The sequence below is a fragment of the Brevibacillus gelatini genome (assembly GCF_050920745.1).
Lineage (GTDB): Bacteria > Bacillota > Bacilli > Brevibacillales > Brevibacillaceae > Brevibacillus > Brevibacillus gelatini.
Genome location: NZ_CP154342.1, coordinates 3,637,052 through 3,663,779 on the forward strand (window position 1 = coordinate 3,637,052; position 26,728 = coordinate 3,663,779).

General features: G+C 54.6%; 27 protein-coding genes and 3 pseudogenes. 11 read left to right on the forward strand and 19 right to left on the reverse strand.

The features are described 5' to 3' along the window. Window positions 1-31: 31 nt before the first annotated feature. Genes AAFJ72_RS17555 through AAFJ72_RS17565 form a run of 3 tightly spaced genes read right to left on the reverse strand, consistent with a single transcriptional unit; the run spans window position 32 to window position 2,980 of the window. Window positions 32-982 carry an alpha/beta hydrolase gene (locus AAFJ72_RS17555; RefSeq protein WP_432774975.1) on the reverse strand — a complete coding sequence of 317 codons (951 nt, stop codon included), beginning with the start codon at window positions 980-982 and terminating at the stop codon, window positions 32-34. Further along, window positions 979-1,938 carry a 2-hydroxyacid dehydrogenase gene (locus AAFJ72_RS17560; RefSeq protein WP_432774976.1) on the reverse strand — a complete coding sequence of 320 codons (960 nt, stop codon included), beginning with the start codon at window positions 1,936-1,938 and terminating at the stop codon, window positions 979-981. Before AAFJ72_RS17560 ends, AAFJ72_RS17555 begins: the two co-directional genes overlap by 4 nt. Continuing rightward, window positions 1,895-2,980, reverse strand: coding sequence for a hypothetical protein (locus tag AAFJ72_RS17565; protein ID WP_432774977.1), 1,086 nt, complete (start codon window positions 2,978-2,980; stop codon window positions 1,895-1,897). The genes AAFJ72_RS17560 and AAFJ72_RS17565 overlap by 44 nt, the downstream gene beginning before the upstream one ends. Window positions 2,981-3,103: 123 nt before the next feature. Between AAFJ72_RS17565 and AAFJ72_RS17570 the strand changes: the two genes are divergently transcribed. Further along, window positions 3,104-3,625, forward strand: coding sequence for a phosphatidylglycerophosphatase A family protein (locus AAFJ72_RS17570; protein WP_122903144.1), 522 nt, complete (start codon window positions 3,104-3,106; stop codon window positions 3,623-3,625). Here AAFJ72_RS17570 and AAFJ72_RS17575 read toward each other — a convergent pair. The 4 genes from AAFJ72_RS17575 to AAFJ72_RS17590 all read right to left on the reverse strand — a co-directional run bounded on the left by AAFJ72_RS17575 (window position 3,608) and on the right by AAFJ72_RS17590 (window position 5,895). Next, window positions 3,608-4,387 carry a TIGR01457 family HAD-type hydrolase gene (locus AAFJ72_RS17575; RefSeq protein WP_432774981.1) on the reverse strand — a complete coding sequence of 260 codons (780 nt, stop codon included), beginning with the start codon at window positions 4,385-4,387 and terminating at the stop codon, window positions 3,608-3,610. The genes AAFJ72_RS17570 and AAFJ72_RS17575 overlap by 18 nt on opposite strands. A gap of 225 nt (window positions 4,388-4,612) precedes the next feature. After that, window positions 4,613-5,239 carry a helix-turn-helix transcriptional regulator gene (locus tag AAFJ72_RS17580; RefSeq protein ID WP_122903149.1) on the reverse strand — a complete coding sequence of 209 codons (627 nt, stop codon included), beginning with the start codon at window positions 5,237-5,239 and terminating at the stop codon, window positions 4,613-4,615. Between the two features lie 94 nt (window positions 5,240-5,333). Then, entirely contained in the window at window positions 5,334-5,768 is a 435-nt protein-coding gene (locus AAFJ72_RS17585; RefSeq protein ID WP_432774983.1) for a DUF86 domain-containing protein, read from the reverse strand. 10 nt (window positions 5,769-5,778) lie between these two features. Beyond that, window positions 5,779-5,895 carry a hypothetical protein gene (locus AAFJ72_RS17590; RefSeq protein WP_007777847.1) on the reverse strand — a complete coding sequence of 39 codons (117 nt, stop codon included), beginning with the start codon at window positions 5,893-5,895 and terminating at the stop codon, window positions 5,779-5,781. Window positions 5,896-6,009: 114 nt separating this feature from the next. Here AAFJ72_RS17590 and glpX point away from each other — a divergent pair, with 114 nt between their 5' ends. From glpX to AAFJ72_RS17605, 3 genes are all read left to right on the forward strand, one after another. Next, window positions 6,010-6,984, forward strand: a complete 975-nt coding sequence (glpX, locus tag AAFJ72_RS17595; RefSeq protein WP_432774984.1) for a class II fructose-bisphosphatase — start codon at window positions 6,010-6,012, stop codon at window positions 6,982-6,984. 12 nt (window positions 6,985-6,996) lie between these two features. After that, window positions 6,997-7,266, forward strand: coding sequence for a DUF3055 domain-containing protein (locus tag AAFJ72_RS17600; RefSeq protein ID WP_432774986.1), 270 nt, complete (start codon window positions 6,997-6,999; stop codon window positions 7,264-7,266). Between the two features lie 153 nt (window positions 7,267-7,419). Then, window positions 7,420-7,674 carry a hypothetical protein gene (locus AAFJ72_RS17605; protein ID WP_432774987.1) on the forward strand — a complete coding sequence of 85 codons (255 nt, stop codon included), beginning with the start codon at window positions 7,420-7,422 and terminating at the stop codon, window positions 7,672-7,674. A 60-nt stretch (window positions 7,675-7,734) separates the two neighbouring features. On the opposite strand, the gene AAFJ72_RS17610 is transcribed toward AAFJ72_RS17605, so the two are convergent. Continuing rightward, window positions 7,735-8,373 (reverse strand): YutD family protein, encoded by a 639-nt coding sequence (locus AAFJ72_RS17610; RefSeq protein ID WP_122903154.1) that lies wholly within the window; start codon window positions 8,371-8,373, stop codon window positions 7,735-7,737. A gap of 116 nt (window positions 8,374-8,489) precedes the next feature. Between AAFJ72_RS17610 and AAFJ72_RS17615 the strand changes: the two genes are divergently transcribed. Beyond that, a complete protein-coding gene (locus AAFJ72_RS17615; RefSeq protein WP_432774989.1) occupies window positions 8,490-9,389 on the forward strand; it encodes a YhcN/YlaJ family sporulation lipoprotein in 900 nt (299 codons plus the stop codon). A 78-nt stretch (window positions 9,390-9,467) separates the two neighbouring features. Here AAFJ72_RS17615 and lipA read toward each other — a convergent pair whose 3' ends face one another. From lipA to AAFJ72_RS17635, 4 genes are all read right to left on the reverse strand, one after another. Continuing rightward, window positions 9,468-10,376, reverse strand: coding sequence for a lipoyl synthase (gene lipA / locus AAFJ72_RS17620; RefSeq protein ID WP_122903156.1), 909 nt, complete (start codon window positions 10,374-10,376; stop codon window positions 9,468-9,470). A 100-nt stretch (window positions 10,377-10,476) separates the two neighbouring features. Then, a complete protein-coding gene (locus tag AAFJ72_RS17625; RefSeq protein ID WP_432774991.1) occupies window positions 10,477-12,675 on the reverse strand; it encodes an ATP-binding protein in 2,199 nt (732 codons plus the stop codon). Further along, a complete protein-coding gene (locus tag AAFJ72_RS17630) occupies window positions 12,672-13,796 on the reverse strand; it encodes a metallophosphoesterase family protein (protein ID WP_432774993.1) in 1,125 nt (374 codons plus the stop codon). The genes AAFJ72_RS17625 and AAFJ72_RS17630 overlap by 4 nt, the downstream gene beginning before the upstream one ends. A gap of 197 nt (window positions 13,797-13,993) precedes the next feature. After that, entirely contained in the window at window positions 13,994-14,545 is a 552-nt protein-coding gene (locus AAFJ72_RS17635; protein ID WP_122903159.1) for a DJ-1/PfpI family protein, read from the reverse strand. A gap of 219 nt (window positions 14,546-14,764) precedes the next feature. On the opposite strand from AAFJ72_RS17635, the gene AAFJ72_RS17640 reads away from it, so the two are divergent. The 3 genes from AAFJ72_RS17640 to AAFJ72_RS17650 all read left to right on the forward strand — a co-directional run bounded on the left by AAFJ72_RS17640 (window position 14,765) and on the right by AAFJ72_RS17650 (window position 18,063). Continuing rightward, window positions 14,765-15,772 (forward strand): M23 family metallopeptidase, encoded by a 1,008-nt coding sequence (locus AAFJ72_RS17640; RefSeq protein ID WP_432774994.1) that lies wholly within the window; start codon window positions 14,765-14,767, stop codon window positions 15,770-15,772. A gap of 108 nt (window positions 15,773-15,880) precedes the next feature. Continuing rightward, complete coding sequence (locus tag AAFJ72_RS17645) at window positions 15,881-16,531, forward strand: TetR/AcrR family transcriptional regulator (protein WP_432774995.1); 651 nt, start codon at window positions 15,881-15,883, stop codon at window positions 16,529-16,531. Between the two features lie 2 nt (window positions 16,532-16,533). After that, on the forward strand, window positions 16,534-18,063 hold the full coding sequence (locus AAFJ72_RS17650; RefSeq protein WP_432774996.1) for an aldehyde dehydrogenase family protein: 1,530 nt from the start codon (window positions 16,534-16,536) through the stop codon (window positions 18,061-18,063). A 15-nt stretch (window positions 18,064-18,078) separates the two neighbouring features. Here AAFJ72_RS17650 and AAFJ72_RS17655 read toward each other — a convergent pair whose 3' ends face one another. The 4 genes and pseudogenes from AAFJ72_RS17655 to AAFJ72_RS17670 all read right to left on the reverse strand — a co-directional run bounded on the left by AAFJ72_RS17655 (window position 18,079) and on the right by AAFJ72_RS17670 (window position 22,225). Next, on the reverse strand, window positions 18,079-19,197 hold the full coding sequence (locus tag AAFJ72_RS17655; RefSeq protein WP_432774998.1) for a Ger(x)C family spore germination protein: 1,119 nt from the start codon (window positions 19,195-19,197) through the stop codon (window positions 18,079-18,081). Continuing rightward, window positions 19,194-20,279: a GerAB/ArcD/ProY family transporter gene (locus tag AAFJ72_RS17660; protein ID WP_432775000.1), complete on the reverse strand. Its 1,086-nt coding sequence runs from the start codon at window positions 20,277-20,279 to the stop codon at window positions 19,194-19,196. The genes AAFJ72_RS17655 and AAFJ72_RS17660 overlap by 4 nt, the downstream gene beginning before the upstream one ends. A 4-nt stretch (window positions 20,280-20,283) precedes the next feature. Continuing rightward, window positions 20,284-21,783 (reverse strand): annotated as a pseudogene (locus tag AAFJ72_RS17665) (spore germination protein). 58 nt (window positions 21,784-21,841) lie between these two features. Further along, window positions 21,842-22,225, reverse strand: coding sequence for a transposase (locus tag AAFJ72_RS17670; RefSeq protein WP_122903161.1), 384 nt, complete (start codon window positions 22,223-22,225; stop codon window positions 21,842-21,844). A gap of 337 nt (window positions 22,226-22,562) precedes the next feature. On the opposite strand from AAFJ72_RS17670, the gene AAFJ72_RS17675 reads away from it, so the two are divergent. The 3 genes and pseudogenes from AAFJ72_RS17675 to AAFJ72_RS17685 all read left to right on the forward strand — a co-directional run. Continuing rightward, window positions 22,563-23,390 (forward strand): hypothetical protein, encoded by an 828-nt coding sequence (locus AAFJ72_RS17675; RefSeq protein WP_432775003.1) that lies wholly within the window; start codon window positions 22,563-22,565, stop codon window positions 23,388-23,390. A 319-nt stretch (window positions 23,391-23,709) separates the two neighbouring features. Continuing rightward, window positions 23,710-23,853: pseudogene (locus AAFJ72_RS17680) on the forward strand (IS256 family transposase); the annotation flags it as partial. After that, window positions 23,848-23,994 (forward strand): annotated as a pseudogene (locus AAFJ72_RS17685) (IS256 family transposase); the annotation flags it as partial. The pseudogenes AAFJ72_RS17680 and AAFJ72_RS17685, both read left to right, overlap by 6 nt. Window positions 23,995-24,346: 352 nt before the next feature. Here the strand turns inward: AAFJ72_RS17685 and ribH are convergent. The 3 genes from ribH to AAFJ72_RS17700 are packed head-to-tail and all read right to left on the reverse strand — an operon-like array spanning window position 24,347 to window position 26,713. Beyond that, window positions 24,347-24,811 (reverse strand): 6,7-dimethyl-8-ribityllumazine synthase, encoded by a 465-nt coding sequence (gene ribH / locus AAFJ72_RS17690; protein WP_432775004.1) that lies wholly within the window; start codon window positions 24,809-24,811, stop codon window positions 24,347-24,349. Between the two features lie 14 nt (window positions 24,812-24,825). Beyond that, on the reverse strand, window positions 24,826-26,025 hold the full coding sequence (locus tag AAFJ72_RS17695) for a bifunctional 3,4-dihydroxy-2-butanone-4-phosphate synthase/GTP cyclohydrolase II (protein ID WP_122903163.1): 1,200 nt from the start codon (window positions 26,023-26,025) through the stop codon (window positions 24,826-24,828). Window positions 26,026-26,044: 19 nt separating this feature from the next. Next, on the reverse strand, window positions 26,045-26,713 hold the full coding sequence (locus AAFJ72_RS17700) for a riboflavin synthase (protein ID WP_122903164.1): 669 nt from the start codon (window positions 26,711-26,713) through the stop codon (window positions 26,045-26,047). Window positions 26,714-26,728 lie beyond the last annotated feature (15 nt).

Here is a 26,728-nt window from a genome sequence, read left to right on the forward strand (position 1 = left end):
AGCAGCTACCGTCTTTTGTGTAGCTGCTTTTTCATTTTCGCAGGGCGTAGGCTTCGGTGCTCTTGCCTGCTTTGCTCATCCCTTTTTCCAAAAAGGCAATCACTCGCTCGGCGTACTCATCCGGGATTAACGCGAAGCTGCGCACGTGCCCGGCATGCGGAACGAGCCAAATTTGCGAGTCCTTATCCTGTGCCAGCGCATGCAACCGTTGGCTGTTTTCCGCAGGCACCGTAGAGTCTTTCGTCCCGTGAATGAACAGAAACGGCTTTTTCGCCTTCCTTACGCTTTCATACGGTTTAACATGACGCGGATTCGCCCGAAGCAAAACCGGGCTCAAGGTCAAAATCAGCCAGCTAAAAGGAAAGCGCGGCAGGCCCGTCCATTGCGGCAAATTTTCTTCCAAATACTCCCTGAGCGAATAGAAAGGCGAATCTGCCACAACAGCCGCAATCCTTGGGTCTGCCCCGCCGACGAGAAGCGACGTCGCTGCCCCCATGGAAAAGCCGATAAGGCCGATCGTCTGTCCCGGCTTTTTCGCTTCCGCAAAATCTATGGCGCCGAGCAAATCCTGCTGCTCGCGCAACCCGATTGTCGTCAACGATTGGCTGGACTGACCGCTGTTGCGGAAGTCGAACATCAGCACGTCGTAGCCGACATGCACCAGCTTTGCGGCGAGCGCCAGCGCAGGCAGATGCGGCTCCTGTCTGTTTTGACTGTAGCCGTGGGCAAAAATCAGCGTCCGGCCATTTGGGGTTCGCCCATTTCGGGCCGCGGAAAGGTACCAGCCCGCCAAAGAAATTCCCGCTTCTCTGCTCGGGAACACGACCTCCTCCGCTCCAGCGATCCCAAAGTCTTGCGGGTCCATGTCGATCGGTTTGCGCACAGGATGAGTCAAGCGCCAGGTGACGTGCAAGGCTACAGCAGCAGCCGCTATGATTGCGACGAGCAAAAGCCCCGCTGCCATGATGAAAACGGTACTCATAGGGCGGTCAACGGCTCCTTCCCGCTCAGCACAGCGACGATATTGGCTGCCGCCAGCCGTGCCATCTCATCTCGCGTCTGGATCGTGGCGCTGCCGATATGCGGGAGTGCCACTACATTTGGCAGGGACAAAAGCGGATGGTCGAGCGGAACCGGCTCCTGGGCGAATACGTCCAGCCCCGCCGCCCATATTTGTCCGGAAACCAACGCCTCATACAAGGCGGCTTCGTCGACGGTGCCACCTCTGGACACATTCACGAAGACAGCCGACTTTTTCATCAGGGCAAATTCTCTTTTCCCCATCAAATGCCGCGTCTCCTCAGTCAGCGGCGTCAGCAGCACGACGTAGTCCGACTCCTGCAGCAGCTCATCCAGCCCGACCAGCCGCGCTCCCGTTTTTGCCTCCGCCTCTTCCTTGCGATTGCGGTTGTGATACAAAATGCGCATGTTGAAGCCTGCCGCTCGCCTGGCAACCGCCTCGCCGATCCGCCCCATGCCGATAATGCCCAAAGTCGTTCCGTACACGCTTTGCCCGGCCATCAGGTACGGGCTCCACGATGTCCATTCTCCCGCGAGCAAAAAACGGTTCGCTTCCGTCAACCTGCGGCCGGTTGCCAAAAGCAGCGCAAACGCCAAATCCGCCGTCGCCTCGGTCAGCACATCAGGCGTGTTGGTTACGGTGACACCTTGGCTTTTGCAGGCGGCCACATCGATATTGTCGTAACCTACAGCCATATTCGCGACGATGCGCAGCTTCTTGGCACGGCGCAAAAGTTCCTCATCGACCCGCTCGGTCAGCATGGTCAGCACCGCGTCCGCATGCTCGATCTCTTCCAAAAGCTTCGCGCGCGGCACTGGAGTATCTCCCTCCCACACGTTGACCTGCGCTACCGTCTCCAGCATAGCTATGACTTCATTGCTCAGTTTCCTCGTGACGAATACTTGTGGCTTGCTCATTGTCTTGCCTCCACAGCCAATCAATTTGTGGAATGGACACGCCGTAATGCTCTGCGACCAGACGGGGATAGTGCCGGAGCCCCTCTTCCATTTTCGTAAGCTCGTCTTCCAGTTGGGATTGCCATGCTTCCGCATTTACCTCCTGCTTTTCCTCCAGCGGCAGCTCCTTGTAGGCTTCCACCAGCTTCAGGAAGCGGCCAGGATAAAGCATGAGTGCGTAGATCACAGCGTATTCCCCGGAAAGCAGCGGCGAAACACTGTTGTAGCCGTCGATAAAGCTGATCGCGGTTTCGTCATTCCAGCCGTTGCGCCTCGTTTCGGCTTTCAGCCATTGACCAAGATCGCGAGCCCGCATGTCGAGAATCCAGTTCCATTCCCCCGCCATCAGGCGTACATCCTTCTCATTCCATAGCATATACCCTTGGTCAAAATTTTGGTAGGCTACTTTTCCAAGACCTGCCGTTTCCTTGACAACTTTGTCGTAGCCCGCCTCCTGCAAATATTGCACGGAAATTTCCCCAAGCTGATGCACGTACGTATAGCAGGTCAAAAGCAGCTCATCCATCGGCGCAAGCTCGACATCCGCTTCGTCCAGCTCATCCCGGTACTCGTTGTAATGACGCAGCTTTCTGCGCCACGTACTGGGCCAGTTCCCCAGCGCGCTGTATGGAATGAACAGTTTCTCTCCGGAAAAATTTTTAGTAGCCTGATGAAATTTCGCGAGCGACTGGCCACTGGCATAGGCTGCATTTTCCGGAACCGACTCGCGCACTCCCCGGTACAAATAGTACAACTGATCGTCCTCGACAAAATGGGACTGTCCGCCCGTCGTTTTGACCAGCTTCAGCATGCGGATGTCCTGCTGCTGACTCAAATGCTTGCGCACGCGCTCGATAAACTTGCTTTTGTACCGATAGCCGGCAGGCGCTTCAAACATGTAATACAGGCCCTGGTCGGTTTCGAGCACCTTGCTGGCGCCCGTCACGCGGTAGTTTTGCAACTGGAAGCCGTATTGCTCCTGCAGCAGCTCTTTTTCCTCCATACGGGTCTACCCTCCTTGCACACCTTCTCTTGGCGCATTGTATGTCGCAAAACCGGGATAGGTGCCTATCTGGATGCAGATACTAGAAGAACTCATGGTTTTCGAAAAAGGAGGAACCTTTGCATGATCGAGCATCCGCTCAACAGCGAGAGCTGCCTGGCGGTGGTCATCGAGCTTTTGGGAAAACGCGGCGTAACCCTCGATGACATCGCCGAGATTGTATTTTTCTTGCAGACGGAATACGTCCCCGACCTGACGATGGAGTTGTGCCTGGAGAGCGTAATGTCCGTGCTGAAAAAGCGCGAGGTGCAAAATGCGCTTTTGACTGGCATCCAGTTGGACATGCTTGCGGAGCAAAAACAACTGCTGCCGCCGCTCCAGGAAATTATCGAAACGGACGAGCCGCTGTATGGCGTGGACGAAGTATTGGCGCTTGCCATCGTCAATCTGTACGGCAGCATTGGCTTTACCAACTTCGGCTACGTCGACAAGCTCAAACACGGCAAGCTGGCCCAGCTCAACGACAAGCGCTTCGGCGTCCACACATTTCTGGACGACCTAGTCGGAGCAATCGCCGCTGCTGCTTCCAGCCGGATTGCCCATCGGCAGAAGCAGCAGGAAGAGTGTCTAGAGCGGGAGGCGTAGTTGCCATTCTGGCAAGTCGCTTGCGATATGCGTCGGCTGCACCGCGTGGCGGGCCGCTTCTTCCCGCGTCGAATAGCCTGTCAGGACGAGCAGGCTGTCCAGACCGCTGTTTGCCCCGGCTTCAATGTCAGTGTGCAGGTTGTCACCGACGATCAACGTCTCAGACGCTTCCGTGCCAAGGACGGAAAGCGCATAGCGCACAATGATCGGCTCCGGCTTGCCGATGACGATTGGCTTTGTGGCCGATGCGACTGAAACGGCGGCAACGAGCGAGCCGTTTCCTGGAAACAGTCCGTTGTCTGTCGGCAGCGCGGCATCTGCATTGGTCGCGATAAAAGTAGCGCCTGCGCGGATGGCGCGCGTAGCAATTGCCAGCTTTTCGTACGTGAAGGCACGGTCGATTCCAACAATGACGTAGGCAGGCTTGTCTGTTGTCAGCCTGAAGCCTGCCGCTTCCAGTTGTGACAGCAAGCCTTCCTCGCCAATCGCATACACGCTTGCCCCTGCTGGCGCTTTCTCTTTCAAATATTCAACCGTTGCCATACTGGTTGTATATACATCCTGTGCAGTTGCCTCAACGCCCATCCCGCTCAGTCGCGCTGCCACGCGCTCGGCCGATGCGGACGAATTGTTCGTCAAAAACAGGTACGGAATGCCGTTCGCTTTCAGGTAGCGGACAAATTCGGCAGCGCCGGGGATCGGCTCATTGCCGCGGTAAATGGTTCCATCCAGATCAATCAGATAGCCTTTGTATGGTTTCATGTTGCTTCTCCTCCGTCCAGTTTGCTCTATCTCTTTTGCCAAAACAAAACAACTGGTCCCCCTTACGATACCCGCTTTTACGCCATTTGACGAGCCGTAAAAAAGCCAGCCGCGGCCGGACAAGGAGCCGAAGCCGTGGCTGCCAGCTCCCCCAGAAATCTTTTTCCCCAGCAAAAAAGCCACCCTGCACCAAACCGCACAAAGTGGCTGTCATTGACACTGTTTTTACACTTTTTTGATTTCAAACACGCACTTGTCTCCGCCTTTTGCCATGCAGGAGGTTTGCTCCACATCGGCTTTCAGCACCCGGCGAAACAGCGACAGCTCACAGGTGCAGGCCTGATTGAACTCACGCGCCACCTGGGCGATGGGACAGTTGAACTCCCGAATGCGGTACGTGTTTCCATCCGCATCCGCTTCCCACTCGACCATGTAGCCTTTTTCGTTTTGCAGCTCGGCAAGTTTGGCCACGCGGTCCCGCAAGTCTCCTTGCATATGGGCGCGATACGTTTCCTCCAGGCGATTTTCGCGGCGGCGGAACAGCATTTCGACTTTTCCCGGCCCGTCCATTTCCTTCAAGTCTTGCAAAAAGTCGAGTGTTAAATGTGAATAATTGCGCGGAAACAGCTCATCTGCTTCCTGCGACAAGGAATATACGTTGGTTGGTCGTCCCATCGCTTGTCTCACAAGCGTGGACTTAATCAGATTGTCTCTCTCCAGGGTGTTCAGATGGCGTCTGACCGCCATTTCTGTAATACCAAGATCGACGGCCATGTCGCTGACAGAGAGTGAGCCTTTTACCTTGAGCATGTGCAGGATTTGGTCACGAGTGGACGTCCCCTCGTTTGTCATACGTATCACCGTCCTTTCTACCTATTGTAGCGGATCGGCACGCTTTAGTAAACAAACGAAAGTGTTTTGTATAAAAAATCCGCTTCTCCATTTTCTAAAACAATTCTTTCTCCAAAAACGCACGCACATGCGGGTCAAACTGCCGCATCGTATCCACTGATTCATTCACGAGCGCAAACATTTCCTTAGCGGGAACGTTCGTATAGTCAATGACCAGATGCTTGCGGAACTCGACCACGCGAGTCAAAATAGCCGCCTGCTCATCGGTAACGACTTGTTCGTCGCGCAAAATTTCTACAATGTCGCTGTAGCTGCCGGGGTCGCGCATGATAAAGCCATCGATCAGTGCATTTCCGACATCCACAATCCCTTCGATGGACAAGTGCAGGGCTCGCTCCATCGCTGCAACAGCCACTTCGTCGTCCAAAACCGCTTCGGCTCCCCGTGCCCGGAGCTTGTCCAACAGATCAAGCATGCGAGACATATAGGCCAATACTTGGTCAATTCGCTTTGTATTCACGTCGTACATGGGATTCTCCTTATTTTCGCTTTTTCGCTTTTCGTTTTGCATAATAGGTAGTAAACACAAACGTCAGCACCAGGACGAGAAGGACCAATTCCCCTTCCTGCAAATAGGAATTGCTCACGGCTTTCACCTCTTTTCCTCCAAACAGTATACCAAATTTGTCCCGGCTGTCACGAATCAGCTTGTACTTTATGTTACAATGATGGGGTGAATTTTTGCCGGCATACAAGGGAGGAACACAACTGTGGAACGCGAACTGGCATTGGAAATCGTGCGGGTGACAGAAATGGCTGCCCTCGCCTCGTCGCACTGGATGGGACGGGGAAAGAAAAATGAAGCGGACGAAGCAGCGACGAGCGCCATGCGCGCCATGTTTGACACGATCAACATGAGGGGAACCGTCGTCATTGGCGAAGGCGAGCTGGACGAAGCTCCGATGCTGTACATTGGCGAAAAGCTCGGCCACCCGGATGCGGTCGGCCCGGAGGTAGACGTCGCCGTAGACCCGCTGGAGGGAACGACGATCGTTGCCAAGGGGCACAACAATGCCATGTCGGTGATCGCTGTCGGTGACCGTAGAACTTTGCTGCACGCCCCCGACATGTACATGATGAAGATGGCGGTGGGCAAGCGGGCTGCGGGAAAAATCAGCCTTTTTGATCCCGTGGACAAAATGATCGAAGTCGTAGCGAAAGCGAACAACAAACGCGTTCAGGATGTGACCGTCATCATCCAGGAGCGGGAGCGGCATCAGCACATCATCGACACCGTTCGGGAAAAAGGCGCGCGCGTCAAGCTGTTCGGCGATGGCGATGTCGGCGCAGCGATTGCCGCTTGTCTGCCGCATACCGGGATTGACCTGTTTCTCGGAATCGGCGGCGCACCGGAAGGCGTCATCAGCGCAGCAGCGATCAAATGTCTCGGCGGAGACATGCAGGCGATGCTCAAGCCGCAAAACGACAGCGAGCGGGAGCGCTGCATCAAGATGGGGCTTGCCAATCCGGAGCAGCTGCTGACGTTGCACGATATGGTAAAAGGAGACGACGCCATCTTCGCGGCAACTGGCGTATCGGACGGCGAACTGCTGCAGGGTGTCCGTTATTTGGGCGACGACATGGTGGAGACGCACTCCATCGTCATGCGCGCCCAGACGAAAACAATCCGTTTTATCCGCGCTTTGCACAATATCGAGCACAAACCAAATCTGTCATGGAAGTAGAGGGGCGTATTTATGGCGAATGACTTGTTTTACTTGTACGACGAATCGGAGGACACCAAGACGCGCTTTGTCAGCTTCATGGGCGAATCCACACGGTTTGATCTGGCCATCACGACGACCAGCCGTTTTTACGGCAAAAAGCTCGTCATCAACATCCAAAACGGCCGCTCTGCCATTATCGGCGAAGACGACCTGCAAGAAGAAGGCTATCTCGAATTTGCCTTCAACCTGAGCGAATCAGAAGCAGAAGAACTGAAAACCTTTTTGGAAACCGTGATTTGACGATTGCCTTTCACCTGTCTTCGCCCATCCCGAAACGAGCCTCTTCGGGATGGGCTTTTTGTGCCCAAATCCAGGCGGACAACTCTCCATACAGGCGAATGCCTCGTATACTGCTACTGCACATACAGACAACGAGAGGAGTGCAGTCGCATCATGCAACCTTATCAAGACGAAAATCAACAACTGCAGGCTCATCAAGCGGATGACCAATACCAGACGATTCCGGAAGACCAGGCGCATCCCGTCTTCTTTCGCAGAAGGAGAGACGACAACGTGTTTCCTATCATCATTCCGCTCCCTTATACCTACTATCCGCCGTATTACTATCCGTATCCCTATCCATACACGTATCCGTACTATCCATATCCATATCCGTATCAGCCCTATCCGTTTTACGGCGGATATTAACCGAACAAGGCTCTACAGAAAAACAGCCCCTGCAATCAAGGGCTGTTTTCGTTTGTTTTCCTATGTTTCACGCTTGGGCGTGCTGTGGCTTTGTCCAGTCGGCACTTTGTCGCGCTCGCGATGGGGGCGCATCTGGTTCGGACGCTTCTCCCGCGCAGACGAGTCCTTGCTGTTTTTCTCCGGTTTGTCTTTGAGAAACTTCGGCTTGTCTGACCGCTCATTGCGCCCGCCGGACCGCTCGTTTGCGCCGCCGTTGTTGCGCTCCTGGCGATCCTGCCTGTTTTGGCGCGGATGAAAACGACGCCGTTCCTTGCGCTCGACAACCAGTGGCGAATTGTCGCCGCGAGACGAGTCCTGGCGGTAATCGGAAACATTGTCCGGATTGTCATCCGGGCCTTCCTGCTCGGCACCGGTGCTGCCGGCCGTCGATTTTACCTTGCGCAAGACAAAATACGGACAGCCAAAGTTGCAATACTCGTGCAGGTACTCATCCAAAGCGGCGATCCGCTGCTCGAACGGTACTTTGCGGTTGGCATCTGTATAAAATCCCCGCAAACGAAGCTGTCCATAGCCCCAGTCTCCGACGATGTAATCGTATTTGTCGAGGATATCGCTGTAGCGCTCCCTGAATGCTTCCGGATTCCAGCCGTCGCGATTTTCTTCCATGACTTCATAAGTACCGGCTTGCGTGCGAATCAAGTCCGCTTCCTCCTTACACTTGTATACTTTCGTCCATCTTATCACATTTCCACCAGCAAGAGATAAAATTCCCACGAAAACTGCGCAATCCCCCTGGACATTCTATCGGGTAGGGGGTGTTACCATTGAAAAAGACATGGTTGTATCCTGCGATTGCAGGCATTGCTCTCTTGGCATCCGCTTGTGCGAACAACGCTGCGCCGAACTACACGACTCCGAACCAGACAGCTCCTCACGTCACAAATGTTGATGGGATGCACGGCCGCAACTACGACGGCGTGCGCAGCTTTGACGGGCTGCACGTACGCAACGGCGCCGGCCTGAACAACTTGCCGGGCGCCGATAATGGCCTGTACCCGAATGGAACGTATCCGCGGATGAACGCCAACAGCTACAACGCCTACACCAGTGGCATGCGGCCGTACAACGCCTTTACGGACCACAAGGACGGACTGATGGGCGCGCAGAATGGAATGAACCATTCCATTTATCAAAAGCGGGCCTGGAACCGGGCGGGGGCCGGCATCATGCAAACCGGCATGCCGAGAATGGGCTACGCCCAGACTGACCGGGCAAGCATGAAGACCGCTGGCGCCCAAAACGTCTACGTAGACCGCGATGCCCTGGCACAAGCAGTCGGCAACGTCACAACGAGCTGCCCTGGAGTTCAGCGTTCTACTGTCCTGGTGACGGATGAAGAGATTTTCGTCGGTCTGAACACGCAGGGAGCAGATGCCCGCACAGCCAAAAACCAGGCGAAAATGAATGCGCAGTCGATCGCGCCACGCTATTACAAGGTGTATGTCACGGACAACCCGAATGACATTCAGGAAATTGCCCGTGTCGCCAGCCGTTCCAGCAACTTGCATACAGCGCGCAACGAGGATGCCGCAAGCATCGACGCGCTCATCAAACGCATGGGCGGCGTAACAGACAGCGAGCAAGGAAGCAGCATGAGCGCTCAAAAGAACGCGAATGCAACCCACAAAGCGAAAATGGGTACAACCAGTCGCTAGGCGGATCTCCCCTGTATAGAGAAGAACCCCCTTTTTGCAGCGATTCCATTTCGCGTGCAAGGAGGGGGTTGTTCCTTTTTACTGTGCCTGCACCTGTGGCGAGGCTTCCTTGGCAATCGTTTCCTTCGCGGCATTCGCCTGCTCGTGTGCGTGGTACGAGCTGCGTACGAGCGGTCCTGCCTCTACGTGGCTGAAACCGCGCTTCATGCCTTCTTCTTTCAGGAAGGCAAATTCGTCCGGATGGTAGTAACGCTCGACCTTCAGATGCTTTTTCGTTGGCTGCAGGTATTGACCGATCGTCATGATGTTGACATCCACGGATCGCAAATCGTCCATGGTCTCGATCACTTCTTCCAGCGTCTCGCCCACCCCGATCATCAGGCTGGACTTCGTCGGAATATTCGGCTGGAATTCTTTCGCCTTTTTCAAAAGTTCCAGTGTCCGGTCGTACTTGGCGCGCGCCCGTACCCGGTCAGACAGGCGGCGAACCGCCTCGATATTGTGATTCAGCACGTCCGGCTTCGCGTCCATCACGAGCTTCAGCGCATCCCAGTTCCCCTGGAAATCCGGAATCAGCACTTCCACAGAAGCGAACGGCAGACGACGGCGAATCGCCCGGATCGTTTCCGCAAAAATTTGTGCGCCTCCGTCTTTCAGATCGTCACGGGCAACGGAGGTTACGACAACGTGCCGCAAACGCATTTGCTCGGCGGCCTCTGCTACGCGTTCCGGTTCGGCAAGATCAAGCTCTGTCGGCAATCCGGTTTTTACAGCACAAAACCGACAGGCACGGGTACATATATCACCCAAAATCATGAACGTAGCTGTACCGCTGGCCCAGCACTCATGAATGTTGGGGCATTTTGCCTCTTCGCATACGGTATGCAGTGTCTTGCTGCGCATGGTCTGCTTCAGCTCTTTGAAGCTGGCGAGTTCTGGTCCTGAAACAAGGTTGATCTTGAGCCACTCCGGCTTGCGTTGCGTCATAGGGCCCACTCCTCATGTATCTTGGTACGAGACATCATTTCATTTTCATTATAGAGGTTGGCTTTGCAAGGGGCAACCTCTTTCCCCAGTCAGATAACAATTACCCGAGCTGATGCACCTTGTGCCGATCCGATCCGCTCAAAATCGGCGCGAGCAACCGCCCCTCCCGTTCCTGACACGTAAACAGAAAAACCTGATGCTCCTCCGCCAGCCTGGCGATGTACGCCAGCGTTCGCTTAAGGCGCTCGTCATCATAGTGGACAAAATGGTCGTCCAAAAACAGCGGCAACGGCTCTGTCCGTTTGCTGACATGCTGCAGCAAGGCGAGCCGCTGCGCCAGGTAAAGCTGATCCGCCGTCCCTGTGGAGCATTGCTCGTGGCTGACAATCAGGTTGCGGGTCGGCACAAGCAGCCGCACCGCAAAGCCATCAGTCGGGTCCAGCCGCACATCGTGATAGGCTCCCCCTGTAATTTGCGCCATCACCTCAGAAGCTGTGCGGTTCACATCCGGGGAAACGTCCCGCTTCCATTCGCTTTGCGCGGCAAGCAGTGTATCCCGCGCGAGCTGGAGGGCATCGCGGCGTTGCTGCAGCTGGCGAAGCGCCGTCGCTGCCACCTCGTACTCATCCCTGGCTTTCGCTACGGACACACCTTCATATGCAGCCATTTCCCCGTAGGCGCGGGCCATTTTTTCCCGCAGCTCCTGCAACTCGTCCTCTATGCGCGACAGCTGTGCCAGACAATCGCTTTCCGCTTCTTCGCGCTGCTGCTTTTGCTGTTTCAGCATCGCCCGCACAGCCTCGCCCCAGCTTGCCGACAGCATTTCCTCCCGCTTCGTTTTGGCCAGATCGCTCTCCAGTTGGACAGTTCGCTGCTGCTGTGCGCTTTTTTGCAGCTCTTCCCTTTTTGCCAGAAAAGCATCCCAATCCCGAACATCCCAGCGGCCCAAAAGCGTCGCCAACTCAGCGTCAATGGCAGCGATCTCCTGTTGCAGCCGCTCGCTTTCCCGCAAGTGCTCGCTGTCGGCAGCAGGTGCAGGCCTGCTCCCTTTTGCCCGCAGCACGAAGATTCCGAGTGCGAACAGCAGCAGGGCAAGGCCGAGGAAGCTTCCGCCAAGTGCGGGATGCTCCGTCGCCAAGCCGACTGCGCCCAGGGCGGCAAACAGTCCTGCACCACCCCACAGGCGCGCGGCGCCTTTTTTGCGCTTGGCCAAATTCCCCTGCCGCTGTGTCCGTGCCTGGCTGCGCGTCCCGGCAGACAACGCCAGTACAGCCAGCTCAGCCAGCCGCACATGATGCTGCTCCCGCGCTTTGCGCAACGAAACAGCGTGTGCGTAATCCGCGTCCATCTCAGCCAATACTTGATTCGGCATAGCTTCCTGCACACGGTTTGTCACTGAATCATCCCATGTCATCATCGAGCTGCGCGCTTTTTCGTGCAGCTCCCGCTCTTCTGCGCTGCCAGCCCGCTCCAGCCACCACTGCCAATCCTGCTCATTGATGGGCGAATAGCTTCTCTGCCAGCTCTCTTGCCAGAGCTGATCCTGCTTTTGCCACTTCTGTATCTGCGTTCTAAGCCTGGTGCGCCGCTGTTCGAGTCCTTCGCGCTTCTTTTCCCATAGCTGGATGGACTCCGTCAGCTGGCGAATCAAGCGCCATGCCTCTTCAGCGTGAGCCAGCTCTTGCTCAGTGCTCGCCAGGCGCGACGCCGCTTTGCCGAGCAGCGTATTTTCCGCCCGCTCCTTTTTGCCGATGCTCGCCAGTTCCCGCTCCAGCTCGGCCAAAATGTTGTGGACGAGCGGACTCGTCTCTTCTGCATTGGCAAAAGAAGGCATGAGATGCTCGGCCGCTTCGAGCGGCTCCCGTCTGATCCAGGTCAAATCCGTGAACAGGCTGCGGGTAAGGCCCAGATGTTTTTCCAAAAAGTTGCGCTCTTTGCGCCGATCCTCCATGTAAACGTCTGTCAGCTCCGTCCACTCCGGGTCCAGAAACAGACGTGCCTGCTCCCTTTCCTTGGTGAGCGTCCGATGCAAGCGGTACGTCTTGTCCCCCAACCGGTAGGTGACAATCGTCTCGTATTCCCCCTGATGCCAAGGGCGGTATTTTTCATAGACAGGCAAATAGCGGGCTGCTTTGACGTAATCGCGCTTCATCCCGTACAATGCCGCGAAAATGGCTTGCAGCAGTGTGGACTTCCCTGCTTCGTTGGGAGCGTAAAACAGGTTCAGGCCGGGAGCGAAGCGAAAATCAGCCCCTTGCCATTTTCCAAAGCCCGCAAGCGATAACTCCTCGATCTTCAACGCATGCTTCCTCCAATCCTCGCAAGCGCTTCCTGCCTGGCCAGTCTGGCAATTTCCCGCTCTTCGTCATTTTTTGCACTGGCCTCGGCTTCTGCCAGCCGGGCAAGCCATTTTCCCCATATGCCGCCTTCTGCCACCAGCTTGTCCGCGTCGATGTCCGGCCACGTCTCGTCTGTAATGGTCAGGAAAAAAAATCGCGAAAAGCGCTGCGCAAGAACCGGGAGCGCAGGCACGAAATGAGCGGCCCGTTCTCCCGTCAAGGTCACGTAGACCAGATCGCTGGCAGGGATTCCTTCAAGCTGTGCGGTCATCACCTCGACCAGTTGTTCTGTCGTTTCCGCTCCTGCAGCATGAATCGTCACTTTGTGAATCTGCCGCTGACAGACGGGCACGGCTTGCAAGGTAAGTCTCCCGCTATCGTCCAGCTCGCCGTACAGCACAGAGCGCACATTCGTTTCCTTGCTCGTCAGCCCTTCCGGCGAGCCCGGATAGGCGGCAAGCGGCTGCTTTTTTTGCGGATGCACGAATTGCTCCGGCTTGTGAATATGACCGAGTGCCACGTAATCCATCTCCACCTGCACCAGCTCCTGCAGCGTGACCGGAGCGTACGGCTGGTGTTCGTCCCCTGTCCTGTTCACGACACTGGCATGCAGGATCATCAGGTGATGCCGATAGCCGTCCAGCTTGCCTGGAAAAGAGGCGAGCGGCGACTCGTAGACGTGCGGCTGTCCAAATCCCCAACCGTAGATCACACAAGACTTTTCCGGAAACTCAAACGCCCCCCACTCGGGAGTGAACCAGTACACATTGCTCGGCCAATCCAGTGTTTGGTAAAACGAATCCGGGCGCCATGGATCGTGGTTTCCCGGCGCAATGCAGACCGGAATCGGGGCAATGCTTGCAAACAGGTCGCGCAAAAACAGCGCTGTAGAGCGCCGTCCCCCGTGATATTCCAGCAAATCTCCGGCGATCAGCCAAAAGTCTGCCTGCTTTTCCACGACCAGATCGCGAATCGTTTGCAGCGTGCGGCGAAAATCATCCTGCCGCAGCTCGTAATGATCCGCCAGCATATGCAAAGGCGCGTCCAGATGAACGTCCGCCGTATGAATGAATGACAACACGAAGCGCTCAACTCCTTGCATGACCAACCAAATCGGCAAAATGGTGTGCGAACATACTTTCCCTATATGATACCGGGGAAATGACTGGTTGAAAAGGAGTGTTTCGCAGGGGCGCTCGCTTGCAGCAAGCGCTGTCGCGGAAAAAACAAAAAACTTCCGTCGACATTCCTTCGGCGGAAGTTTTTCGTTATCCATGACTAGCGCAGCAGACGTAAGAATTCGCGCATGAAGCCGGGCAAATCCGGCCACGCATGACCAGACACCAGGTTGCCGTCTACGTGAAGTGTTTCTTTTTCGTAAATCGCACCCATCGCTTCCACATCCGGTCTGCACGCCTGATAAGCAGTCAGCTTGCGGCCGGCGAGATGCTCGGGCACAATCGCCAGCACCTGGGAGCCGTGGCAGATTGCCGCAACAGGCTTGTTTGTCTCGAAAAAGTGCGCCACGATCGGCTTTAGGCTTTCGTGGAGCCGAATGTATTCAGGCGCTCTTCCGCCGGGAATAATCAACGCATCAAATGCTTCCGGATTGATGTCGGAAAACGCGGCGTGCGCAGGCAACTGATAAGCAGGCTTTTCCGTGTACGTCTCACTGTGTGCTTCAAAGTCATGGCATACGGTGTGCAGAGTCTTCACGCTGGGCGCGGCAATCACGGCTTCGTAGCCTTCCTCCAGCAAACGGTAATACGGATAGAACACCTCCAGGGCTTCTACGGCGTCCCCTGTCACGATCAACACTTTTTTGCTCATCACACAGCCTCCTCCATACGGGTTTGGTTGGATCATCCATTTTTCCATTTCTTTGCAGGAACGTCTCACTCCTGCTTTCTCGCCCATTTTTTTACAGAGCTTTAACAGACAGCCGTCCCGGATGCGGTGCGCTACGCCCGCTTCCAAAAAGTATCGTGGATAATCCAGAGAGACTGGCAGAAACTACAACGGAAACTACCCGGGCTGGAGGGAGACGGCATGCGAGTTTTCCGCCTCATCATTCAGATCAGCTTGTGCGTGGCCACTGTCATTTTGCCGCTGGAAACAGGCTTTGCGAAAGGCTCCTCTGCTAACCATGCAGACCCTCTCCTGCAAGAGCGGCTACAGCTTTTTTTGCGAATGGAGTCTTTGTACGGCATTCCCTGGAACTATTTGGCGGCAATCGATCAGTATGAGCGCACGATGAAAATACGCAAAAAGCAAACCGACAACCAGGCATCGTCCTCGCGGCTGACTGCCGTGGACATCCCGAGTGATCGCTGGGCAGGCAGCATGAACCCTGACCCGGATGACACCAATCCGGTATCGATCCAGTTTTTCGGCGGGATGGGCATGGACGGCGACGGGGATGGGCTTGCCGACCGCAACAACGATATGGATGCACTTACTTCCCTTATTCATTTCCTGGCGCAGTACGGTTTTTCCCAGGATGATTGGCAAATCGGCGTCTGGTCATACTACCAGCGGGATCGCTCGGTGAAAACGATCCGGCAATTCGCGCAGGTGTATGAAAAATACCAGCATTTGCAACTGGATGAGCGTCATTTTCCCATCCCGGCGAGGTACGACTACAGCTACCGCAGCACCTGGGGGGATGCGCGCGGCTGGGGCGGGCGACGGATTCACGAAGGCACCGACATTTTCGCCCGTCACGGGACGCCCGTACTCTCCACAGCTTACGGCGTGATCGAGGTCATCGGCTGGAACCGCTATGGCGGCTGGCGGATCGGGATGCGCGACATGGGCAATGTGTACCATTACTTCGCCCACCTGTCTTCGTTTAAAAAAGGGCTGAAGCCCGGCGACATCGTGGAGCCGGGGCAAGTGATCGGATACGTGGGCAGCTCCGGCTACGGCAAGCCTGGCACCTCCGGAAAATTCCCGCCCCACCTGCATTACGGCATGTACCGAGAGACTGGGGGAGCCGACTGGGCTTTCGACCCTTACCCGTATCTAAAGCGCTGGGAACGACAAAGGAAGCGGTAGCACAGCCGCTTCTTTTTTTGTGCCCATTCGGGCGTTGACAGGAGCAAGGCTTGCGCACTACAATCAAGGCAAAAAATTGGACAGTCGTCCAAAAAAGAGGTGCACAGCATGACTCCCCCTTCGAAAAGCCAGGCGAAAGCCGAAGCGAAGCGGGCCTTTTTGATCGAGCAGGCGACGATCTGCCTCGCGGAAAAAGGCTATGCCCACGTCTCCTTGCGCGATATCGCCAAGGAATCCGGCGTCTCGCTCGGCATCCTGCACTATTATTTTGCAAGCAAGGAAGAGTTGATGCTCGAAGTAATCGCCAGCTACAAGGAACGCTTCATCGCCGAACTGGAGCGCGAAGTGGTGGCTGCTCCCCTGGACAACTTTTTCCCGGCTCTCGCTGCCGTTCTCGGCCGCAGCCTGCTGGAAGACCGCAAGCTGCATCGGCTCTGGTACGATTTGCAGGCGCAGGCGCTGTACACCCCTGTCTTTTTGGAGCAGGTGCACCACACGCGAAACCGGCTGCACGACCTGATTGCCCGCATGCTCAAGCGGCTGCAGACGGAGCGTGGAGCCGCGCTTGCCGTGGACGTGAGCGCGGCAAGCTCGATCCTCTATTCCGTGATCGACGGCATGATCTTGCAATGCTTGCTGGACGAATCCCGGACGGCCGCAGAAGCGATCAGCCGCTTTCAGCTTGCTCTCCACCATGTTCTCGAGTCGCTTTTTTCTTCTGGTTCACCTGCCACCCATCCTGTCGAACGAGGTGATTGATAATGTCCGTACTCCCTCTGCGCAATCCGGCCACTGGCGAGACATTCGGCTCCGTGACTGAAGCCAGTCCCGCCCAGGTAGACGCGGCAGTCGCCAAAGCCCGGCTCGCCTTTGAAGCGTGGTCCGCTACCTCCCTGTCCGAACGGCTGCGCTACTTGACGCGCCTGCGCCACTATCTCGTCGAGCACGGCGAAGAACTGGCGGAAAAAATCAGCCAGGCCACCGGAAAAGTGACCATCGAAGCGTACATGACCGAAATTTTTGTCACTGCCGATACGATCCGCTTTTACGAGAAGCACGCGCCGCAAATGCTGGCTGCCCAGCCCGTGCCGACCCCGCTCGTGCTCTGGCCGAAAAAATCGTACATTCACTACAAGCCGATGGGGGTAATCGCGGTCATTTCGCCGTGGAACTATCCGTTTCAACTGGCGATCATCCCGATGCTGTCCGCGCTTGTCGCGGGAAATACGGTCATTCTCAAACCGTCCGAAGTCACCCCTTCTACTGGCCTGCTCATCGAAGAGCTGTTTGCCGTTGCCGGGCTGCCGGAAGGAGTCGTCACCGTCCTGCACGGGGGACGCGAAGTCGGCAGTCGACTGGTGGCGGCCCGCCCGGACAAAATCTTTTTTACAGGCTCGGCCGCCACAGGCAAAAAAATTATGGCCGCAGCAGCGGAGCATCTGATTCCGGTCTCGCTGGAGCTGGGCGGAAAAGACCCGATGATCGTCTTCGAAGACGCGAATCTGGAGAGGGCGGCAAACGGAGCGATCTGGGGCGCTTTTACGAACTCCGGCCAGGTGTGCATGTCCGTTGAGCGGTTGTACGTGCACGAGCGCGTGTATCCCGAGTTTTTGCGGTTAGTCACGGAAAAAACGCAAGCGCTGCGCCAAGGCTTTCCCGATCAGGCGGAAGTCGGCTCGATGACTTCGCGTGAGCAGCTCGGCATCGTCCGGGCGCATATCGAGGAAGCGCTCGCCGCCGGAGCCAAAGCCGTCACAGGCGGGCTGCCGCAAACCGACAGCATGTTCATCCCCCCGACCATCCTGACAGACGTCACGCCGGACATGAAGATCATGCGGGAAGAAACATTCGGCCCTGTCCTGCCGATCATGACGTTTTCCGACGAGGCAGAAGCTATCCGCCTGGCAAACGAGTCGCCCTACGGCCTGAATGCGTCTGTCTGGTCGTCTGACAAACAAAGAGCGCAGCGCGTAGCAGAAAAGCTGTTGAGCGGCAACGTGTGCATTAACGACGTCATCATCAGCTACGCCAATCCGCACCTCCCGTTCGGCGGGGTCAAAGAGAGCGGCATCGGCCGCTACCGCGGGCCAGCCGGGCTGCAAGCGTTCACGCACAGCATCTCGGTCATTCACGACCCCGGCTCGAAAAAACGCGAGTTCAACTGGTACCCGTACACAGAAGACCAGCAGTTGATGTTCAGCGGCTTGACCCGTTTTCTGTACGGAAAGCGGCCAAAATGGGACCGCCCGACGCTGAAAGCGATCTGGCGGGAGCTGAAACGGTTGCGATAACGCGAGCGGCCACGCTTACTTGATCGTGCCGTAGCCGAGTATATCGAGCTTGACCTTGATGTTGAATCCGGCCTGCTGATAGAGCGCGAGCCCTTTTTCCCGCGTCCATTTTCCGTAGTATTTCTGGCGCAGGCTCTCTTCGATTCCGGCCGGATCAACGCCCTCTTGTTGAAATTTTTTCAGCATCACAGCGGTCTCCCGTTTAATCAGCGCTTCCATCTGCTTCACGAGCTTTTCCATTTGCGGTCGTTTGTCCAAATTTTTCTTGCCATCGTAGCCTACCACCACTCCCCGCAGTTCGAGGTTGATGTCAATGACGGGCTTTTTCTGGTTGCCGTTGCTCCGCACTTTTGACTTGGACCAGACAAAATCGAAAATGATCTCTTCCAGACGCTCGCCTTCGTTCGTCTGCTCCGTCAGCTCAAACTTGACGCGGGGAAGCCGCTTTTGTCCGAGCAAGCATTGCACCAGCTTGCCTTCGCGCTGCGAGTAGAAGCCGATCAGCTTGTCTTTGCGCAGCAGAGCGACTTTGGCGATCTGAATGTTTCCGTTTTGCTTGATTAAATAGGGCAAGTTCGGATCGCCCGTCTTGCTGGTCATCATGAACACAAAGTCGTGGATCGTAGAAAAAGACGAAAAAGCCGTTTCCACCCGCGGACGCAGCAAATCGTTCAAATACGTGTTCACTTCCGGCTTGTTTCGGTACTCGCCCCTGATGATATCTTCCGCTTTGCCTTTGACAATTGCGATGAATACGTTCTCGCCCACAATCGGATTCCGGTACAGGTCGAGCACGACTTTGCCGATGCCGACTTTGCGCACCAGCTCCTCGCTGAACAAAATGACGCGAAGCTGTGACAGCGTCATCGTCCGTTCGGATTTTGTGGCGAGCTTCAACATCGCTTCGCTCGTCATGGAAGCTTTGGTCGAGTAAACTTGTGTCGATTCCTTTCCTCTGGCGGGAACGGGGATGGCGACAACGACGTTCATTTGCTTGTCGTCGATGTAGTCAAAGCCCATGACGCCGATCATCGCCATGTCTTCGAGGGCTGGCCGCTCGAACTCTCCCGTGCATCCGGCAAGCGCCAGGGAAAAAACCGTCGATATCCAATACCAGCAGATCCACCTCATCATGCTCCCTCTCCCCTTCCCGAACGCAGGGCGTGCAGCAGCAATAAAAAGATCGGCCACAAAATCAAGCCATACCCCAAATAAACGGTCACATAGTCATAAATGAACCGTTGGTCTTCCACCGCAAGCGGGCCGCGAATCATGTAGTAGGAGATCGCCGTCGGCAACAGAAGATGCCAGAGCCGCTGTTTTCTTGCCATGTCTTCTATCCCCGTGCGAGCCATCCACCAATACGTCGTGGACGTGCTGAGAATGAGAAACACCCACAAGCCGATGCCGAGATTTTCGATCCGCTCCATGAAAGACAGCTCCACCGCCTTGAACAGATTCAGGATCGGATAGACGAGATTCGCCATCTGCCATTCGGAAAAGTAGGCCACACTCGTAATCAGCACCAGCACGTAAAACAAAACCACTGACCATACGCCGATCAGCACGTGCTTCAACGCCTTTTTCTTTTCGACAATAAACGGATAGTAAATCAGCAGCACCTCATACCCGAGCATGCTCCCGAACGATTGGTTGAGCGCGTCCAGCACGCTGGCCAGATCCGTATTGAACAGCGGAAAGATGTGCGTGATTCCCCCTTCCTGAAAGCCGTATTGCAGCAGCAAGAGCATCCAGCCCGTAAAGAACAGCGCCAGCAGGCAAAACCTGGCGACCAGCTTGATTCCGCCGTTGGTAATGTAAAACATCACGAGCGTCAGGCCGAGCAGCGGCACGGTGATCGTCTGGTTGTTCAGCATCGACGTCTGCAAAAGCCGCACATAGCCTTCGTTCGCGGTAGAGGCGTTCAAGATGGCGTAGACAATCACCACGACGTTGATCCCTCTGCCCAGCCACTTGCCGAGCAGCTTTTCATGAATCCGAAAAAGCGTGTCCTCCGGGTAGCGCCTGCACAAAGCGATCATCGGAAAAATCGTGAGCGTGACGATCAGCCCCATCAAAATCGGCGACCACCACAGGTTGTATCCCATTTTGCTGGCATAATGGGCAAGGGACAGCAAATTGACCCCCACCATCGTATTGATTACCAGTCCTACAACAAGAACCGGACGCAGGCTGTGAATCTTTCCTCTGTCCATCTATCTACTCCTCACCAATAGGACGCGTCTGTTTGCGTTTTGCTCGGGACATGCGGTTGCGATAGACGATGAACTTCATCGGTGCGCGCACGAGGCCGTTCAACAAGTCTGTCCACTGACGCGGCACGCCGGGCGCCATGCACGGAGTGCCGAGCGAGGTCAGGTTGAGCAGATGCGCGAACAAAAAGGCCAGCATGAGCATCTGCCCGTACATCCCCATCAAGCCAGCCATCAAAATAAAGCCGTATCGCACCAGCCGAATGGCGTTGCTCATCAAAAAATTCGGCGGCACAAACGAGAGCAGCGCTGAGATGGACACGAGAACGATCAGAATGTTGCTCGCCAGACCCGCCTGCACAGAGGCCGTCCCGATCACGATACCTCCGACGATACCGATGGTTTGCCCGATTTTCGTCGGCATGCGTATCCCGGCTTCCCGCAAAACTTCGATGACCAGCTCGATGAACAGCACTTCGATCACAGGAGGAAACGGAACCTGGCTGCGCGACTGGGACAAAATCGTCAACAAAGCGGGAGGAAGCATTTCCGGATGAAAGGTCAGGACAGATACGTAGCTCGATGTGAGCAAAATCGTGACAAACAGTCCGAAAAAGCGGATCATCCGCAGCAGGCTGGCGGTCGACCAGCGGTTGTAAAAGTCTTCCGGGCTGCTGAACATCTCCAGAAAGGAAGCGGGACAAATCGCCGCATCCGGGCTGCCGTTGAGCATAATGATGATGCGGCCATCCAACAGCGCTGCTGTCACATTGTCAGGCCGCCCCGTCAGCCCGAACTGCGGGAACGGCGAGTACGGCTTGTCCTCCAGCATCTGCTTCAACACGGGCATCCCGACAAAGCCCTGGTACTCGACGTTTTGAATCCGCGTTTTTACCCGCTCCACGTTTTCGTCATTCGCGATATTTTACAGGTACAGCACGGCTACCCTGTTCTTCGTCTCGGTGCCGATCGTGTAGGCGAGTATTTTCAGATTCGGCGTGGTCAGCCTGCGCCGCAGCATCGACAGATTGATTTCCAGCATCTCCACAAACGAATCCTGCGGCCCGAGCACAGTCGCCTCGCTCTCCGACTTCGTGATGGAGCGATGCTCGACCTGAAACGTATTGACGTGCAAAATCAGCTCCCTGTCCAGGAAAAACAGGATCGTATGGCCGCGCAGCAAATTGTTCATCAGCCTGCCCATGTCATCGGACTGGCACGGCTGCGCATAAGGCAACACCCGCAACGGGTCTTTTCCATCCGAGCGTTGCAACGGCAAAAAGACGGTTTCGTACACTTGCGTCAAATCTACCATCGTATCTAGAAAAAAAACGTGTACCTCTTCCTCATTGATCGTCAAGGACAGACTGCTGAGGTCATCCACGTTCGCCAATTGTTCTTTTACCATGTGCGGCGTGATGCGTTCGCCGCGACCAGACGGCTGCTCGTGCCTTCTGGCTTCTGCGACCTTGGTTACTTGCTCTCTCCACCAATCTGTCGGCCTCATGTTGAATCCCCTCGATCTGCAGGAAAATCCTTCTTACTTTGACCGATACGTGGTGATTTTATCCATTGGCGTGTGCTTTTGAAGGGAGTGGAGTAAGAGGCATTCGTGATCCGAAACGAAAAATAATTCTGAATCGGCTCGCGCCAATGGACAATTGTTTTTGCAATCGACTGAACCAGGCTTTCAATTCCTCTTGTTCCTCAGGTTTTCGTTTATCGGGAGATGTGTGGAGCAGACGTTGTTCATGTCTACCCCGGCGATGAGTTGCCCGCGAATGGGTACGTTTTCGCGTAGCTTCTAGTGATTTGGAGAAAAGTTGAATGACATTGAACTTGTCTGCTACTACAGTTGCATCCTTCCAAACGCTTCGAACTATCTCAGCCATTCTATGAGCCAAGTCGGTCACAACAACTTGTGGAGGCGTAGCAAAGGGCCAGTTCATGAGAGCGTTACGAACCTGTTTACGTGAACGACCTTCTGTGACCTGTCAGATATGTCCACTTTGTGCATCCATGAGGTTGACACCGTACTTGTGTCCTATTGGTAGAGCAAATTCGTCCAAGCAGACCATGGTAGGCGCAAGACGCTCCTGTGGTAAACTTGTTAGACAACGTTAGATTTCATCTCTTTCAATGGTTTGTCTCGACAACAACCACGATGGAGGAACATCTACGTTTTTTCAATGTCTATCACGGATTTATGGTGATGAATCTTTAAATTGCAATTTTTACCTATATTTGTTATATTGTAAACAAATTACAAATATGGAGTTGTTGGAAGTGAAAAAGTTTTACTTAAGTGTTTTGGCTTTGAGCTTATCCCTATTAACTTTCGTTGCTCCTTCTACTGCTAAACAACCGCCGTCATGGGAAGAAGAAACTACTTTAACAAAAAAAGAAATCAATCGTATAGTTGACGATATAGGGTTAACAGAAGAAGAACTTGCGAATTTCCCAGATGATGTACTCAAAGAATTACTTGAAAACAACGCTAAAAAGTTGGCATCTAATAGTAAAACTGTAAGAGAAGAAGAATTTATGGATAAGAATACAATCACACCTCAAGTAGCTTTAGATGGTGGAATACTAGATTTAAACGCTACCGCATTTTCGGTAAATAGTGACATGACTGGTTATAAAAAGTTTTATTTATATGGAAGTTACGAATGGTCAAAAAGTCCTAAATGGGAACTTACAGACGGCTTGAGTATTGGTTTTCCAGTTACATCAAAATGGTTCCTCCCGATGTCATCACGTGGAAAAGTTCAGCAGCATGAATACAGATATTGTTATAGACCTGACAACAATACTTCTGCTAAATGGAGTTGTTCAACCTATACTACCCCTGATGATTGGGATTCTGGTGTTGGCGTAGGATCGAAAATTGATTTGGAAGCAATGCCAAGTAATAATGCTCACAAAGGGTATATATCACAGTATGTATACGTCGAAAAAAATGAGTCTGGTACAGTAAACGTAAAATTTGAATATGGTCATCAAACTTGGACTTTGGGATCTGTTGCCTTTGCTGTCTATCCAGCAGGTTTTGCTATTGAACCGGCATCAGTTACTAAGGTTGAAGACTTCGGTATTGTGTTTCGATACTAATCTATATAACTAAAACTAGATCCTCCCTAAAGTAAGAGAGGATCTAGTTTTAGTTATGGTGAATTTATTACAATCAGAAACAATAATTGGCCAACTTTTTTGGGGAGTGATTACTTTTGAAAATTTTCTACTTATCATTCTACCTATCAATAATGGTTATCGTAGCGTTATCATTCATATGGAATCTTATTGAAGTAATGAAAGCATTAACTGAAAAAAACAATACAAGATTTAAAACCGCTAAAACAGTATCCATAATTAGTTTCTTACTTCTCCTTGTCCTCTATATCATTATTTTTGAATACATCGGGCGTTAACCATGACGATCAAAGCATTAGCGAAAGATTGCCGAGCCATCGAGGACGTTCATGAGATGCTCAAGAACCTCTTCCGTGACACCATCCAGCAGTTGTTTGAAGCGGAAATGGACGATCATTTAGGCTATGCCAAACATAATGCTGACGATGCCTTACGGAAAATTATCTAACTGGCAACCATGGAGGCATCAAATAAATGAACCATGCCACTTCGGTGCTGGAAAGAATGTATATCGCAACTGGCCATCCATTTTGGAAGCCGCTTGCAAGGGGAACTGTCCGCATAAAGAGGCTGTTAGGTCGGCCTGACATGGAGCCTCTGCGGGCATGATTCCTTGCGATTGGGCGATGCCAGTCAACCATGCATAGCATGGCTAACGAATCTATCATGCCCGCTCCTCCATGTAAAGCCGTTGACGTAACTATTCACCTGTTAAAAACCCATTTACACAAAAAAAATTACATTACTCTTCCTACCAGGCATTCCCTTTACTTTCCTTCATTGGTTTAGCACTTCATTCACAAAAAATATCAGCCAAATAACATGAATCAAGAATGGGATCTATGTGTGCTTTCGGGCAAACGAAAAAACGGGAGCCGCAGCCCCCGTTTCGCACCCAGACAAGCGATTCGTGTCGCTTAGGCGAACTGTTTGGACAGGTTCGCCATTTCAATCGCTGCCGTTGCCGCTTCCCAGCCTTTGTTGCCCGCTTTTGTCCCGGCGCGCTCAATCGCTTGCTCGATGTTGTCCGTCGTCAGCACGCCAAAAATGACCGGAATCCCCGTGGAAAGCGACAGCGAAGCGACGCCTTTGGCCACTTCGTTGCAAACGTAGTCAAAGTGCGGAGTCGCCCCGCGGATGACCGCGCCCAGTGTCACAATCGCATCGTAGCGGCCGGATTCGGCCATTTTTTTGGCAATCAGCGGAATCTCAAAAGCGCCGGGCACCCAGGCCACATCTACGCTGTCTTCCTCTACGCCGTGGCGCTTCAACGCATCGAGCGCACCGCCTACCAGTTTGCTGACGATCAGCTCGTTAAATCGTCCCGCTACAATCCCTACGCGCAAACCCGTTCCTACCAGATGTCCTTCAAATGTTCTCATCTTCTCCACTCTCCTTAGCCTTTGATATGCAGCAGGTGTCCCAGCTTTTCCTGCTTGGTCGACAAATACCGTTTGTTGTGCGGATGCGTCGGCATTTGCAGCGGCACCCGTTCCTCCACTTTCAGTCCGTAGCCGTCCAGCCCCCGGATTTTGCGTGGGTTATTGGTCAAAAGCCGCATTCTCTGCACGCCCAGGTCGCGGAGAATTTGCGCCCCGATGCCGTAATCGCGCAGATCGGCAGGGAAGCCGAGCTTTTCGTTCGCCTCCACCGTATCCAGCCCTTCCTCCTGCAGCTTGTAGGCACGCAGCTTGTTGATTAGCCCGATGCCGCGGCCTTCCTGACGCATGTACAAAAGAATGCCGGAGCCCTCCGCCTCGATCTGCTCCAGCGCCGCATGCAGTTGCGGGCCACAATCGCAGCGGTGGGAGCCGAAAATATCTCCTGTGAGACACTCGGAATGCACCCGGACGAGAACGGGCTTGTCCGTACCAATTTCGCCCTTGATAAGCGCCACGTGTTCTTTGCCGTCCAGCTCGTTCGTATAGGCGGCGATCCGGAAATCGCCGTAGCTCGTCGGCAGGCTCACTTCGATTTCTTTTCGCACGAGGGACTCAGTGCGCATCCGGTAGGCGATCAGATCAGCAATCGTAATCAGCTTCAAGTCGAAGCGGCGAGCGATCTCCACAAGCTGCGGCAGCCGTGCCATCGAACCATCCTCGTTCATGATTTCGCAAATGACCCCTGCGGGCACGCTCCCCGCCAGCCGGGCGAGGTCCACCGCCGCTTCAGTATGGCCCGCCCGCCGCAGAACACCTCCGGCTCTGGCAATCAGCGGAAAAATGTGCCCCGGCCTGCGGAAGTCCTCTGCCGTTTTCTGCTCATCCAGCATCGCCAGCACGGTCTGCGAGCGCTCTTGTGCCGAAATGCCGGTATGCGTGCTCACCTCGTCGATGGATACGGTAAACGCCGTCCCTTGCTTGTCCGTGTTATGCTCGACCATCGGGGTGAGCGCAAGCCGCGCCGCCCGTTCCTCTGTCACCGGGACGCAGACAAGACCGCGCCCGTGCGTCACCATAAAGTTAATCATCTCCGGCGTAGCCGCTTCCGCCAGGCAGACGAAATCCCCTTCGTTTTCCCGATCCTCGTCATCCACGACGATGACGGCTTTTCCTTGCCGCAAATCTTCGAGCGCCTCTTCTATGCGATGAAACATGGAACTTGTCCCTCCTCGTTCAGACGAATCCGTTTTCCTGCAAAAAAGCCAGACTGAGTTTCCCGCCTTTTGCTTCGACCTGATTGCCTGCTGGCTGGCCGCGATAGCCCAAAAGCCGCTCAACGTACTTGCCGATGATGTCTGTCTCCAGATTCACCTGATCGCCCGCGCGCCGATCCTGCAGGCTGGTCGCTGCCAGCGTATGCGGGATGATCGACACCGAAAAATGCGCATCGGCAACGTCTACGACCGTAAGACTGATGCCGTCGACGCAGATCGAGCCTTGCCTGATGACGTATCGTAACAGCTCTGGCGCAGCTTCGATGCGAAACAGCACAGCGTTGGCGTGCGGCTCGCGGGACAAAATCGTGCCTGTTCCGTCCACATGCCCGGAGACGATATGCCCGCCAAAGCGGTCGCCCAGCCGCATCGCTCGCTCCAGATTGACCCGCTGGCCTGGGCGCAAGTGGCGCAGGCTCGTCTTTTTCATCGTCTCCGGCATGACGTCCACGCTAAAATGCCGCTCCGAAAAAGACGTGACCGTCAGGCAAATGCCGTTGACAGCAATACTGTCGCCGAGCTTGACGTCTTCCAGCACCCGCTGCGCCCGAATCACGAGCCTGCTCGCCTGATCGTTGCCCGTGATGGATGCCAGAACCCCTACTTCCTCCACCAGTCCGGTAAACATCGGCCTTTCCTCCTT

Coding starts and splice junctions, on each gene's coding strand:
- AAFJ72_RS17555 (WP_432774975.1), bottom strand. CDS start 982: ATGAGTACCGTTTTCATCATGGCAGCGGGGCTTTTGCTCGTCGCAATC.
- AAFJ72_RS17560 (WP_432774976.1), bottom strand. CDS start 1,938: ATGAGCAAGCCACAAGTATTCGTCACGAGGAAACTGAGCAATGAAGTC.
- AAFJ72_RS17565 (WP_432774977.1), bottom strand. CDS start 2,980: ATGGAGGAAAAAGAGCTGCTGCAGGAGCAATACGGCTTCCAGTTGCAA.
- AAFJ72_RS17570 (WP_122903144.1), top strand. CDS start 3,104: ATGATCGAGCATCCGCTCAACAGCGAGAGCTGCCTGGCGGTGGTCATC.
- AAFJ72_RS17575 (WP_432774981.1), bottom strand. CDS start 4,387: ATGAAACCATACAAAGGCTATCTGATTGATCTGGATGGAACCATTTAC.
- AAFJ72_RS17580 (WP_122903149.1), bottom strand. CDS start 5,239: ATGACAAACGAGGGGACGTCCACTCGTGACCAAATCCTGCACATGCTC.
- AAFJ72_RS17585 (WP_432774983.1), bottom strand. CDS start 5,768: ATGTACGACGTGAATACAAAGCGAATTGACCAAGTATTGGCCTATATG.
- AAFJ72_RS17600 (WP_432774986.1), top strand. CDS start 6,997: ATGGCGAATGACTTGTTTTACTTGTACGACGAATCGGAGGACACCAAG.
- AAFJ72_RS17605 (WP_432774987.1), top strand. CDS start 7,420: ATGCAACCTTATCAAGACGAAAATCAACAACTGCAGGCTCATCAAGCG.
- lipA (WP_122903156.1), bottom strand. CDS start 10,376: ATGACGCAACGCAAGCCGGAGTGGCTCAAGATCAACCTTGTTTCAGGA.
- AAFJ72_RS17635 (WP_122903159.1), bottom strand. CDS start 14,545: ATGAGCAAAAAAGTGTTGATCGTGACAGGGGACGCCGTAGAAGCCCTG.
- AAFJ72_RS17640 (WP_432774994.1), top strand. CDS start 14,765: ATGCGAGTTTTCCGCCTCATCATTCAGATCAGCTTGTGCGTGGCCACT.
- AAFJ72_RS17645 (WP_432774995.1), top strand. CDS start 15,881: ATGACTCCCCCTTCGAAAAGCCAGGCGAAAGCCGAAGCGAAGCGGGCC.
- AAFJ72_RS17650 (WP_432774996.1), top strand. CDS start 16,534: ATGTCCGTACTCCCTCTGCGCAATCCGGCCACTGGCGAGACATTCGGC.
- AAFJ72_RS17655 (WP_432774998.1), bottom strand. CDS start 19,197: ATGATGAGGTGGATCTGCTGGTATTGGATATCGACGGTTTTTTCCCTG.
- AAFJ72_RS17660 (WP_432775000.1), bottom strand. CDS start 20,279: ATGGACAGAGGAAAGATTCACAGCCTGCGTCCGGTTCTTGTTGTAGGA.
- AAFJ72_RS17670 (WP_122903161.1), bottom strand. CDS start 22,225: ATGAACTGGCCCTTTGCTACGCCTCCACAAGTTGTTGTGACCGACTTG.
- ribH (WP_432775004.1), bottom strand. CDS start 24,811: ATGAGAACATTTGAAGGACATCTGGTAGGAACGGGTTTGCGCGTAGGG.
- AAFJ72_RS17695 (WP_122903163.1), bottom strand. CDS start 26,025: ATGTTTCATCGCATAGAAGAGGCGCTCGAAGATTTGCGGCAAGGAAAA.
- AAFJ72_RS17700 (WP_122903164.1), bottom strand. CDS start 26,713: ATGTTTACCGGACTGGTGGAGGAAGTAGGGGTTCTGGCATCCATCACG.